Annotated in this window: 5 protein-coding genes and 1 pseudogene; 2 read left to right on the forward strand and 4 right to left on the reverse strand. The window is 60.6% G+C overall.

Going from position 1 to position 13,489, the window contains the following annotated elements; all coding sequences use genetic code 11:
* Nucleotides 1-390 precede the first annotated feature (390 nt).
* From FHX09_RS22445 to FHX09_RS22460, 4 genes are read right to left on the reverse strand one after another with little or no spacing between them, the layout of a single operon-like run.
* Nucleotides 391-9,081: a hemagglutinin repeat-containing protein gene (locus FHX09_RS22445; protein WP_246699491.1), complete on the reverse strand. Its 8,691-nt coding sequence runs from the start codon at nt 9,079-9,081 to the stop codon at nt 391-393.
* Between the two features lie 36 nt (nt 9,082-9,117).
* Nucleotides 9,118-9,573 (reverse strand): hypothetical protein, encoded by a 456-nt coding sequence (locus tag FHX09_RS22450; RefSeq protein WP_184450669.1) that lies wholly within the window; start codon nt 9,571-9,573, stop codon nt 9,118-9,120.
* Between the two features lie 21 nt (nt 9,574-9,594).
* The gene (locus FHX09_RS22455) at nt 9,595-11,283 is read right to left on the reverse strand and encodes a ShlB/FhaC/HecB family hemolysin secretion/activation protein (protein WP_246699498.1); all 1,689 of its coding nucleotides are present in this window, start codon (nt 11,281-11,283) and stop codon (nt 9,595-9,597) included.
* Nucleotides 11,284-11,326: 43 nt separating this feature from the next.
* On the reverse strand, nt 11,327-11,926 hold the full coding sequence (locus FHX09_RS22460; RefSeq protein WP_246699492.1) for an invasion associated locus B family protein: 600 nt from the start codon (nt 11,924-11,926) through the stop codon (nt 11,327-11,329).
* A 193-nt stretch (nt 11,927-12,119) separates the two neighbouring features.
* Between FHX09_RS22460 and FHX09_RS30065 the strand changes: the two are divergent.
* Nucleotides 12,120-12,212, forward strand: a pseudogene (locus FHX09_RS30065) (carbon-nitrogen hydrolase family protein); the annotation flags it as partial.
* A gap of 268 nt (nt 12,213-12,480) precedes the next feature.
* The gene (locus tag FHX09_RS22465; protein WP_184450672.1) at nt 12,481-13,251 is read left to right on the forward strand and encodes a nitrate- and nitrite sensing domain-containing protein; all 771 of its coding nucleotides are present in this window, start codon (nt 12,481-12,483) and stop codon (nt 13,249-13,251) included.
* Nucleotides 13,252-13,489 lie beyond the last annotated feature (238 nt).

The raw sequence follows: 13,489 nt of genomic DNA on the forward strand, positions 1-13,489 counted from the left end.
CCCAAGTCAAACGACGCGTGACGGGTTGGATAAATGGCAAGGCCGAACTTTAGGAACGGCTTCTGCCGACGACGTTTCGATTCTCCGCCAATCGACGCCAACGCCGCCTGCGCATGGATCGGGGCCAACCATCAAGGATTCTCGAAACCAGCGTGTTTTAACTGAGCTAGCGGATTCCAGCGCAAAGGTGGGTCTACATTACTGCTCCACCAGACCATCCCATTTTTTACCCAGTCTTCGCGAAGCTGGGCATGAGCTTTGCTGGCATCGTCATAACCAAATTCGGTGCCGCAACATGGGCAAATATTATACGTTGGAAATCCCCCATCGTCATACGGGGGCTCGTCCAAGTCTGGATAACCACATACTGGGCACTGTGAGTTTGTCTGTTCATTGAGCATTGAAATAATCCAGGTTGCTGCCTTTTCCGTGAACCGCAGGATCCGGCTTATAATATGTTCGAATGACCCCGCCGATGGAGACGACACCAAATTCATCCGTCGCCGGATTGTAACGGACAATATCACCGTTAGCTCGGGTCTTCTCGAGTATTCCAGGAGACGGGGGACCTTCTAAGAACCCTTTCGCTTGGGCTTGGTATTCCGCAGCGCTCTTGGCACCAAAATCATTTCCATGTCGAGCATAGTGATCTTGAAGTTTAGCGACGCTGCCAAACATCCCCGCACCTGTCGCGGCCCCACCCAACATCGCCATCGCGATGATGGTGTTAATGTCGAGGCCGGTAGCCTCCAATCGATCGATCTTGACACTCCAGGAAATCGAGGTGTCCTGCCAGATCTTCGAGCGTTCGCCGAGTAGTTGTTCGCCAACGAGGGCGGCCGCATTTTGCCCTTGAGCGTAAGCCTTGGCATTCGCTCCATTCGGGTCATCACCATCGAGTTTCCTGATGGCGTCGCGCAGCCAGTCGTTCTTTACCCAGCTTTCCACGTCGAGGGGATGATCAACGACGAAGGCAAAGCCAGCGTTTCTCAGGATATCCGAGCGCTTTTCAGCTTCTATCGTGTTCAGATAGACATAGATGGCATCCTGGCAGTCCTGGTAGGTCTTGATGCCGAGATGAATGATCTCACCGTCCCGCTGACGGATCGTGCAATCCGTGGAAAAGTCACCCGCATATGCTGGACTCACGATCAGGTTGAACAGGTTGAACCCTTGCTGCTGGGTGCAGCCTCCGAGGGATCCTCCGTTCGCAAGTGCGTCCAGGCCGGACTTAATATTTGCGATTTCTTCCGGAGTCAGTTCCTTGCCAAGGAGATACTTGTCGATAAAGCCGCCGGGCTCGATCGCCTCCTTGATACCATTCCCAACGGCCCGCAGGCTGTTGCTGGACAGATAGAAATCGAGATCGACATGCTTGTCCTTGGTGATCTCGTAGGCCTTGTCGGGATCGCGGTTGAGCTCATCGAGCGGGCGCGTGGAACTGCCGTCCTGTTCGAGAGCGGCCTGCTGTTGCTGGTCGCGGATGACGATGTTGCCCGGACCGACGGTGGCGCGAACCGTCTGGCGCGTATCGTCGAGCTGATAGGATCCCTCCAGCGTGTGGTTGGTGGTGGAGTTGCCGTTCTCGTCCTTGCCACTGGAAAGATCGATGCCGAGATCGACGCTGAAGCCTTCGTACCCCTTGCGGCCCTCGAAATTGTCATAGGTCAGGGTGCCGGTATCGAGGATCAGGTCTCCGGATTCGGAGATGATCTTGCCGGCACCCAGATGGGTATTGCCGCCGACGGTGACATCCATCGTCCCAGTGGAGACAAGGCCCGACTGTTCAGTGATCCAGTTCGTCTCGCCGGAGCCGCTGCCGCCGCCGATCTGCACCCCGGAAAGGAGCTGGCCGCCGCCCAGGCTGAAGCCTCCGGACGCGGAATGGTTGGAGCTTGCCCCGGTGTCGGGAACGGAGAGGATCGTGAGATCGCCACTGACATTGGCAGTCACCGTATCACCGGAGACGACTGCGCCCGCAAGACGCGTATCGTTTCCTGACTCGAGGGTGATGTCACCGGTGCCGTTGACGTGGCTATTGACCTGCGTCGTGCCATCGGCGTTGGACTTGCCGGCCGCCGCGCTGGCGCTACCGGTCAGTCCGGCGGTTACACCCTTGATGCCGACGCCGGCCGAAACGCCGAACCTTGCGCCTGCTGAGGTGTTGCTCGTCGATGAGCTGTTGGTCGCCTCGGCGCTTTCGAGAATGATGTCCTTGCCAGCCTTGAGCGTGATATCGCCGGCTTTGTCATCGTCGGACGCAACGACTTCTCCATTCGCGTCGTAACCTGCAGCGATTTGCGCTCCATGGCTGGTCAGATCCCCGGAGACTGCCTCGATCGTGACAGACTGCCCTGCCCTTATGTCCGTCAGGACCGGAACAGAGGATTGAGCAGCCTCCTTTTCCTTCTGATACGTGAACCCTACGGTGAGCGACCCCGACGCGACGTTGCCGCCCTTGGCGATCTTGTCGAGCGCATCATAGGCCTTGAGCGAGGCAAAGGCCGCGTTGGCAGCGGAATAGCCGTCGGAGATGTTGGAAATCTTCTGCGCTGCGCCGCTCACGCTGTCAGCCGCGCTCACCAGGGAGGTCGACACCGACAGGCTGATGCCTGCGAAGAACTCCTCGTGCAGGTGCTCGTAGTTAGACTTGTCCTGGGCCGAGAGGAGATTGACATCGCGCTCTGCCCGGATCGCCACGTCGCGTTCGGCTTCAACGGTCGCCGCCTGCAGATTGGCGTCACGGCCTGCGGAAATGGTCAGGTCTCGTCCAGCCGACAGCGTCGAGGTCGCATTGGTCTCGGCCGACTGCGCGGTCTTGTCGACCGACTTGCCATAACCGATGCCGATCGAGGCGCCGCCATCGCCGGAACTATAGGCGATGCCGAAGCCGGAGCGCTTCTCCTGCTCGGAGGCGGAGCTGTTTTCCGCACCGGGCGTGATGTTGACATCGCGGGCGGCATCAAGAGTGATGTCCTGCCCGGCCTTGACGGTGGAGCCGATGACATTGACGTCGGTCTCGCGTGCCTTGAGCGTGACGTCGGTGCCTGATGTCAACGCCGAGGCGACGTTGAACTCGGAGGCCTGGTTCTTGTCCTTCTGTTCCTTGCCCCAGAGCGAGATGAAGCCATCGCCGGAACCGGCGAACAGGCCGGACTTCTTACTACTGCTTTCAAGCCGGTGCTGCTCCTCCGCACCGATCACCGAAACACTGTCGCCTTCGACGCTAAGGCTGCCGCCGGCCGTGACCTTCGAACCCGCGATGACGGCATTGCCATCAGCATTCAGATTGACGTTGCCAGACGCGCCGAGCTCGGAGGCGACAGTCGTCTCGTCGTAGCTCTCACGGTGCGAGCTCTTCTTGGAAAGAAAGCCCTTCTTCTTCGAGTCGACGTCGGTTGTGGTCGTGTCCTTTCCGGATGCGATCAGCAGATCGCCACCGGCTTTCATGGTCAGGTCGGCACTATGCCCGTCATTGCCCGCCTGAAGCCTGGAGGCGGAGACCAGGGTATCGCCGCCCGAGGTCGTCGCGATGCCATCGCCGCCCGATATGGATGAACCCACTGTCGTCTCGGTTTCGAAATGGCCGTGGTTCTTCGTGCGTCCCGACTTCCAGGACGCGTCAAGCATGGAGCTGTCCTCAACCTCGGCAACGGTGATGTCGTCGGAAGCCTTCAGCTCGACCTTGCCGCCAGCAGAGATGCCGCTGCCTATGATGCTGAGATCATGGTCGCCAGCGCCGGACCCTGATGTAACCGACACCGATCCGCCGGCCTGGATCTCAGCCCCTGTATGGGTCGTCGCCGACGCCGTATTCTTGCCGAAGCTGCTGTCGGAGCGTTCCTGGGTGGCGACGATATTGACGTCGTCGCCCGCCTCGATTTTGGCACTGCCGACAGCCTTCAGCGAGGAACCAGCGACAAGGATGTCGTCGCCCGCCTTGATCGTCGCATCGCTGCCCGCAGAGAGCTGCGACTGCTGCTGGTCCGTCGACGTGGTTGTCGTGTAGCCGTCGCTGGTCTCGTGGGCGAGGCCCGCGGAGACGACGTTAACGGAGCCCTTGTCGGCGGTGACGCTGAGCGCCTTTCCTGCCTTTGCGGCACTGCCGATGACGTTGACATTGTCATCGGCCGAGATCGTCAGGTTGCCACCGGATGAGACCGAACTCCCCGTCACATTCTCCTGGCCGCCATTCTCCGCCTTGGCAACGTCGAGCGTTACGGTCTGGCCTGACAGCGTAGTATTGGCGCCGGCCGAAACGCTGGCGCCCTTCAGGGTCAGATCGGAGACGGCCGACAGGTTTGCATCGCCGCCAGCCAGGACTGATGCGCCAGGAACGACGAGCGTCTGTCCACCGAGATCGAGCGACTGGGCACTGAGCGTCAGCGCACCGGACGAGATGAGCGAGACATTGCCGCCGGCCTTGAAGCTGCCGCCATTGGCCCCAATCGAGGTGCCGGATACCGACAGATCGTTCTTGGCCAGCATCGTGCCGGAGTTGTTGATCGAGGCGCCCTTGATGGTCACGCTGTCGCCTGCCATCAGCGCGCCGGAGGCGGTAAGCTCAGCCATCTCGGTGCTCGGGATATAGACGACCGGCACCAGCACCTCGATGCCGTTGACGAGTTTCTTCTCGTACCAGACGAGCGGTTCGGTCAGCGCCGCGACCTGCTCGGGTGACAGAACCTGACCCACGGCGAGCTTATGGCTTTTGGCAAAATCGACGCCCTGATCGAGGAGTTCCTTCACCTGCTCGATGGCGTCGCTGCCGGGCACAAAGGAGTGTGAGCCGAGGCCCTGGCCCGCAAGCTGACGCAGTTGCTGGTCTATGAACTGGTTCTCGAAGTAGGCATCGCCGAGGAAGGGAACGTCACGGTCGGGCTTGTACCCGATCTTGTTTGCGAAATATCCCGAACCGTAGAACGTGCCGACATCGAGGTAGGCCGCGCGTGTCTCATAGAGGAAAGACAGACCGGGCACGTCGCCATCAAAGCCACCCGACTTCGGATTGGGCAGTCCGTTCGGAAGCGCCGCCGTCAGCGCCGATCGCGTGGCCACTCCGGCATTGCCTGATAGGCCCGCGATGGCGGCATTGACGGTAAAGAGCGCCGATCCCGATGTCATCGACGAAAGGACATCGGTGGGGTCATCCAATCTGGTCGGGCGCACCACGCTCGCTCCCTGGGCTGAGGAAGCGGCGCCGATATTGTCGAGATCGACACGGGAGGTGTCGAGGGCGCCACCGGCCCTGACGATTGCCGACGCTCCTCCAATCGATTCCACCTTGCTGACGATCGAGGTGCCGTTGGCGATGTTCTTCGATGGATTGCGATTGCCGGCCGCGTCATAGGCCTCGCAGCCGCCTTGCGCGTTGCAGGTCGTCGTCGTCGTACGGTTCAGCGACATGCCCTTGTTGGTGAGCTTGTCGCCCTTGAAGGTGGCGTTGAATTCCGCTTCGATGGTGCTGTATTCGTTGGTCGCCGTGGTTGCGTCGACGGTCAGATTGCCGCCGGCGTGGATTAGCGCCTCGGGCGTCAATGCGCTCGTGAACCGGTCCTCGTAGACCGACTGGCTGAGATTGGCGCTGTAGTCCCAGGTGTAGGTGGTGCTGTAGTCGGGTACTCCGCCATGCACCACCTGGTCGACAATGAAATACCGAGACGGATTGTTCGGATCGAGGATCGGGTTGCCGTTTGCATCCTTCGGAACGCGGTCCCGGATCCAGTTGAAGATCGGGCCGACGGCCGTCGGTCCGTTTCCGCTGATCCAGGTCCAGGCATGGTAGCTCGTGCCGTCGCTGAGTGTCGCGACCGACCAGAGAAGCGGCTGGTAATCGGAAAACTGCGGCGCGTCTATGCCCGGATACAGTTGGAACATGTTCTGTTCCTCCGATTCCATGTAGGCAAACGGCAGCCCGGCGACGCCAGGATTGAGGGTGAAGCCGGAAGCGACACCGGAGGAGACGAGGACATTGCTCCAGGTCGGCGTGGTCAGGCGCTGGTTGGTCAGGTTGTCGGTCAGGATTGACAGGTCGCCGCCGGCCCGGATCATCCCGGAGATATTGGTGAGCGCGTGGTTGCGCTGGGTGGCGGCTTCACCCGCGATGGCCAAGTCATCACCGACGAGGATGGCGCCCTGGTTATTGGTGAGGTTGCCGGCGACAAACACCTTGGCGTCCCCACCGGCATAGATCAGGCCAGTCGGGCTATTGGTGAGATTGCCGGTGACCGTGACATTGAGATCGTTTTTGGCGGCGATCTGCCCGGCATTGGTAAAGTCTGCGAGCGCCAAGTTCAGATTGTGTCCAGCCAGCAGCGCCGTCGAACCTGATGTCGTCACGCTCGAGGCTTCAATCGACAGGTCACCCGTGCCACCGGACTTCGTCACCGTGTTGATCATGGCGTTGGTGACATTCGCAGTGCCCTTCAGCTTGGCGTTGAGGCCACCGAAGGTCAGCGTGCTGCCGGAGAAGTTGGCCGTGTCCGCATTGACCGTCAGCGTTCCGGATGTCGCGAGGCCACTGCGGCCATTGCTGAGGTCGACGGAAGTCTCCTTGACGGAAATGTCGCCTGCCGCACGCGTCGTCTTGTCGAGGCTGATCGTGCCAGTATCGGCCGACAGCGTCGCATCGGCATTGCTCTGCAGGCTTTGATAGGACAGATTCTGGCTGGCCTTCGCCGTCAGGTCGCCAGCACTGATCAGGTAGTTGCTGGCGACGGAGCCCTGGGTGGCTTCGACCGACAAGGTGCCGTTGACGCCGAGGAGGACGTTGCCTGCGGCGGCAGCACTTGTGCCCGCAAAATCGACGCCTGAGATCAGCGTGTCGACGTTGATGCTGTCAGCCGTCAGCTTGACGGACGAGCCGGAGAGCGACTGGCCGGAGAGTGTGATGGCATCACCGGCATCAAGGGTCAGCGCTCCATGGCTGACGGCCTTGCCCGATATGTCATCAGTTGCCGTCGCCTTCAGGTCACCAGCCGACAGCATCGTTGCAATGGCAATGTCATCGGACGAAGCGGTCAGAGTCATGTCGCCAGCGTTGCCGAGGACGACATCCCCAGAGGCTGACTGGGCCGTCGCGTCAAAGTCGACACCCGAGGCGACCGCCGCGGCGCGAATGCTCTTTCCCGATATCGTGACGTCGGAACCACCGAGCACCTGACCGCTTAGATTGACGCCGGTGTTGAGCGCAATTCCTTGACGACCACTGATCGACTGGCCGCGCAGCATCTCTGCGGTGATGTCGATGCGTCGTGCGGAGAGAACGCTGTCGACATCAATATCGTTCGTGGCCGTTAGCCTGAGATCGCCGGTGGCGGCAAGGATGATACTGCCTGAGGCCGACTGGGCAGTGGCTGCGAAGTCGACGCCCGAGACAATTGCCCCCGCCTTGATGGTGTTGCCCGATATCGCGACGTCGGAGCCGCCGAGCACCTGGCCGCTGACATCGAGATCGCCGTGAAGGTCGATCGCTCCGTGGCTGGTGATCGTCCCGGCCTGGACAAGGTTCGCCGTTGCCTGGATCTGCCCGGCCGACCCAAGCGAGGTGGCGACAACCGAACCGGAGCGGGCGCGAAGGTTAAGATCGCCGGCGCTGGCGAAGACAACCTTTCCTCCCGGCGACGCAGCGGTTGCGGCAATATCGACGCCTGATGTGACTGCACGTGCGCTCACCGCTGACGCATCAGCGGTGATGATGCCCGCCGCCGTGACATTGCCTGCGACGGTCAGATTGCTGCCCGCCGTCAGGCTGATATTGTCGTAGCTGAGCAGCGAATTGGCGGTGATCGCACCACTGACGGCCGATATCGTCAGAGCGCCGCGGCTTCTGGCATCGCCGATCGCGACCGTTCCCGAAGAGCTCGCGAGGTCAATGAGATCTCCCGCATCGAGATTGCCGATTGAAACACCAGCGGACGAGACCTGGATCGCACCGAGGGCCGAGACATCACCGGCGACCGACAGCAGTCCACTGCCGCCGCCAAGGACGACGTCACCGTCGGCTGCCACCGTCTGCAGCGTGATGCCGCGGTTGGCCTGGACGCTGACACGCGCCTTCGACGTGAGTTTGTTTGCCTGAACACTCGACCCGGATTTTATCGTCACGCCCTGACTGCCCGACGCATTGCCGATCGAGATCTTGCCGTCGGATGACAGCGACAGTTCCCCAGCGTTGGCTGCCATGTCGCCGCGCATGCGAACGCCGGCGCCCTTCTCGGTGACGACCATCTTGATGCGGCCAGCCTGCATGGCCCCGAGGGCCGATCCATCGATCGCATATTCCGGCGTTCCCGAGGTCGCCTCGAGTGCGGTCGCCTCGCCGGTGGCATAGTTGAACTTGGATGCTCCTGCCGTCAGCCGCAGGTCCTTGCCATAGACGGGACCATCGACCTTTATGGTGCGTGACACGATGTCGAAGAGGTCGACGGCACCATCCCCGGCGGCAAGGTTGGCACCCTTCGAACCGAAGGTGACATCCCCGCCCCTGACGGTGAAGCCGTTCAGCCGCCCGTCGGCACCGATATCAGGCACGCCCGTCGTCAGCGTGGCGCGGGGTGTGTTGATGAAGCCGCAGCCATCACAGGTAATGCCGTTCGGATTGGCGATGATCACATCTGCCCTGCCGCCGAACACTTCGGTCGGACCGAGAAGCGAACTGCGGTTCTGCGATGTCACCTCATTTAGGATCACCGAGGCCGGGCTTTTGCCCTGCAGGTTGGGATTGCCGGGTGTGATGCCGCCAAGCTTCGAGGTGCCGACCTCGCCGTTGAAGTTGTTGAGGATCAGGCCCTGCGTGCCGACGTTGAAGCTGTTGTATTTGTTGTGCGACAGGCCTTGGCCGTTCGGGGTGACGATGTCGATCAGCGGCATGCCGTTCGGTGCAGTCCCGACGCCTGGACGATTGATCGCGGCCGCCCCCACATCCGGTGCGATCTCCTGGGCACGCAGCAACACAGGCTGAAACGCGATGACGACGCTCAGACCACTTGCGAGGAGTTTGCGGGCAAATGTTCCAGCGAGAACAGACGACGCCTTCCGGCCGCTCACATCGCTCAAGGAGCGCTTGAATGCTCGTGTCATCGCTGGTTCACCTTCTACGCTATACCGTCAGTGGGATCAGTTCTTGGCTTTGTCGGAGAGCGACGACGAGACTTTGTCGTCCAGGCGCTTATAGACTTCTGTCAGCTTCGAGACCGGAGCCGGGCATTTCTTCGATCTGGCGATATCGGTCAGAACCTGGTTCCGGTTTCGCAGCGCGTCGATCTCGACCTTCTCCGGTGACTTCGGATCCATGAAGAATAGCGCCGGCCAGAAAAGGAGAGCGCCGGTTGCGCCAAGGACGACATTTTTGCCCTGTGCCTGGGATCGCTCCTTCACGGTCGTCAGGATCTGTCGCTCGTTCGCCTCGAATTCCCGCTTGATGCCGGCACAGTCGAAGACACTGTCACTGGGGTTGGTCGAGGCGATCGGATGGGCTTCTCGTCCCCCGCAACCGGATAGGAGAACTGCTGCGGCCAGCAACGCTGCAATGGCGGAGGTCGAGGAAGGCAATTGGAATTTCGTGAAACGCACTTGGTTTTCTCCAGGAGTTGACTACCAGCGCACCGTCGCGCTAGCGAAAATGAGATTGCCGCGGCCCTCTTCAACGCTGCTCGCAAAGGTTTTAGAGTAGCCGAAGTCGGCGCTTAAAGTTCCGCCGACGAGCTTTGCGCCGGCCGTCCAACTGGCGAGATGCCCGCCCTCAATGTCGAAGCGGCGTTGCGAAAACACCCGCCCGAAATCGAGCCCGACATAGGGTCTGAGTTCACCGAGGATCGCGGCCGCCTGGCCGCCCTCAAAGGGCGTTGTCCGCCAGGCAAACTCGTTATGACTGAAGAAGCCGTTGTTGCCGAAGATCACGCTCTGCCGGATGCCACGGATGTTGCTGTAGCCACCGAGCCCGATCTGCTCCGCCCCGAAGAGATTGTCGGGCGAGTATTGGGCACTGAGGAGTGTCGTAAGCTCGAAGCGCTCGCCTGATATCTCGAATGGACGCGTGCCGCTGACGGTTGCGCCAAACTTCGAAAACCGGGGATCGGCCGTGCCGGCACCCGGTTCTCCCGGCTGCACCGCGTCGAAGAGGTCGAGCCCTTGATCAAGGGTAAGGTCGAAGGCAAAGACGCCGCCGAGCATCTGTCGCGAATGAGAAATCCCGATCGTGCCGACACTGTATCTGCGGCTGCCGACCTCGATGCGGTTGCCGAGCAGAAAGTTGTCGGTCTGCTTGTAGGTGAGGCCGCCCCTGATCGTCGTGATGGAATTCTTGTCGCGGTCGACGACGCGATCGGCGCCAAGCCCGATCTCGGCGGAATCACCTGACGTCTCGATCGGTCCGAAGTTGCCTGGAACGGAACTGTCGTATTCGTACCAGGAGCCATTCACTGAGACGGTCCAGTAGCCGTAAGGGATGCTCGCATTGCCGGAATAGCTGTTGCTGCGACCATCACCGTCGCCGCCCCAGGGATAGTCAGGACCGGAGTGCCCGTAAGACAATCCAAGCTGGTCGTTGAGGCCGAGGAGATCGTCGAAGCCGAGCGAAACGTTGCTCTGCGAGTAACCGGTGCTTTCCTGACCGAGATTGTTGTTGGCAAGGGTCAAGTGCCAACGCTTGCCCAGCTTGTTCTCGACATTGAGGATGGAGGTGCCCTGCCTGGAGCCCGGAAGCATCGAGGTCTTTGCGTCGTTTGACGACAGACGGTTGATCTGGTCGAGCCCTTGCTCGACATCGCGGATGTTGGCGATCTTTCCCTTCATGCCGGGGAAGGCGGTGGCAAGAGCACCGTTTCGCTCGGCCGGCTTGCCGTTCAGGTAGATGTCGGAAATCGTTCCTTCGACGACCGTCAGTTTTAGCAGGCGCGTGCCTGCGATGTCCTGCGGCGGTACGTAGGCGCGCGAGGTGACGAACCCCTTGTCGAGATAGAAATTGGTCAGCGCCTTGAGCAATCCACTGATATCGGCAACGCCGATGCAGCGGTCCTGATATGGCGCTGTCAGATGATCGATGTCCTGAGGAGAAAGCTTCGCTGCCCCTTCGATGACGACGCGTGAAATGGCAAAGCACGGACCCGTCGCTTCGCCGCCGGGTAAGTTGGATATCCCGTCTCCGGTATCCGGCTCATCAGGCGTTGCCTGTTTCAATCGGTCGAGCCGTTGTGCTTGCGCCTTCTCGTCCTGCCGGCGGGAAAAATCGTCGGCCGGGGACTGCGCCTGCGCGACGCCTCCCGTGAAGGCGAGCAAAGCCATCAGTGCGGAAAACGCTCGGACCGAGTTCACCATCCGACTCCCGCTACTTCGAAGCTTGGGCTTGAAGGGCAGACAGCGCCGCCTTCAGGCCCTTGAGCGAAAATCGGATGTTGATGTCCTGGCCGTCGATCAGGCGTAGCGAAGCCTCGCCATTCGTCCCCTTCGAAAGCGCGGCCAGCATTGCGGGCGCCATTGACTGCTCGGCCCAGCATCCCGTCTGATTGCAATTGCGATAGGCGAGCTTGGCAACGGGCTTTCCCTCGGCTCTGATGGAGAGGCCGGCCTGCAGGGCGACGTTCAGCGGCACGAGCGTGGTCAAGCTCAGTGGAGGCGCGGGCTTCTTGCTACTTTTTGTCGTAATTTCCGGGGCTGATGCGATAGCAAGCGTCAAGACGTTAACGCTCTTTCCCTCACGCATGACTTGCGCAACCTGAGCGATCTCGCAGGTGCGTGCTGGTTGGCGGGACGGCGCGCAGCGGAAGTACCAGTCGTCGAACTTTTTGACGGAAACGGCTTCAGGCCCTTCGCCAGCCGTTTCCGCTGGCGCTGTCTGGCCCTTGGCATCTTCCTGGTTTATCGGGGGAGAAACAATATTCTGTGCGAAAACAGCAGGCGATATCCAGATCGCGCAACACGCTGTCAAAGCAAGAACCTTCACTGGAACGAAAGGAAATCTTGCGGACGAAGAATGACGGCGGGACATCGGAGAATACAACTTAAGAGAATGATGGTCGATAAGTCTCCTTTCACGCGTTCGCCGACAATGTCAACGTATGCTTGTATGAAATGGTGAATGATTGTTCATTTTGATACAATCCATTCTAGCAGTACGCCGCCAATGCGGCAGCTATCCAGCACCAAGTGGCCCGCGTCGAGAAACCTTCGGTCGATCGCTCGTGTGCAATCCATGGGGTGCGGTTATCGCCAGGACAGCGTTCATCGGGCCGCGACAATATCGCCAGGCTCACTGGGAAGCCAGTGCATAAAAGCAACGACTACAACGTAAAATAGCAATCTAGTAACCTTTATAGTTGATTATCTGCATGCATACCTCCTATAGGCGCATGGCTTTACCGGGCGCGCTGCCTTTGCGGCTTTTGACGCAACCCTTGCCGGGCGAATGACTCGATCGGCTTCACGCTTCTTTGGACAGGATTCATGACGCGTTCCTGTGCCCTGCCTCCCAAGAGAATGAAGATGAAACGAACGTCCATTTCAATACGCACCAGCCTCCTTGCCATTGTGTCGCTGCTTTGCCTGTCGGCCATTGCATTGGCCGGGCGGGAAGTCATCGATGCCTGGGCGAACCTCGCGGATGCCGGGCAGGTGGAATCGAGCAACAGGACATCCGACCTGCTGCTTTCTGCGGCCGGGAACTGGGCCGTCGAGCGAGGCATCGCCAATACGGCCCTTGCGGGCAAGAACCCGCTGTCTTCTGAGACCCGAAAGGCGCTTCGGGAACGTCGGGAAGATGCCGACGCCGCACTGGCCGAGGCGTTGCAACGGGTTGGAGAAGTCGACGCCGTCAAGGCCGGCGACACGACCGTCGCCAATGTGAAAGCCGCGTGGAAGCAGGTCGTCGATCTTCGCCGCCAAGTGGATAACGCGCTCGAGAGCCCGCTTGCTGCACGGGAGAGCGCAGTTGCGGAGCAATGGGTGCCGACCATGACGGCACTGATCATGGCGTCGCAGAATCTCAGAATCGCCGCGCAATACCTTCCGGACACGGCAGAAACCAAAATCAGCCAGATTCAGGACGCCAAAGGCGCGATCTGGACCATGAGCGAATATGCCGGACGGGAGCGCGCGCTGATCGGCCGGGCCGTATCGAGCGGGAAAGCGCTGGACACCGCAACACTGCAGACGCTCGCCACCCATCGGGGACGGGTCGAGCAGTCCTGGTTGGCGGTCGCCCCCGAAAGGATGCCGACCCCGATGTCAAGGCGGCAGCGGCGGCCGTCAATCTAACATTCTTCGGCAGCTTTGAGACCACACGCAAGGCAGTCTATGAGGCGGGCATCTCCGGCGGGCCCTATCCGCTCGACGCCGGCAAATGGATCGCCGAGGCAACCTCCGCGATCGACGCTTTGCTCGCCCTGGCGCACAAGGCTGGGAACGCCGCCGACAAACTGACCGCTGCCTCCGCCAGCGATGCGCGCCTGTCCATGATTGCAAATGGCGCCGTGCTTGTCGGCGGATTGCTGCT

It is taken from the genome of Rhizobium sp. BK538, assembly GCF_014197575.1.
Lineage (GTDB): Bacteria > Pseudomonadota > Alphaproteobacteria > Rhizobiales > Rhizobiaceae > Rhizobium.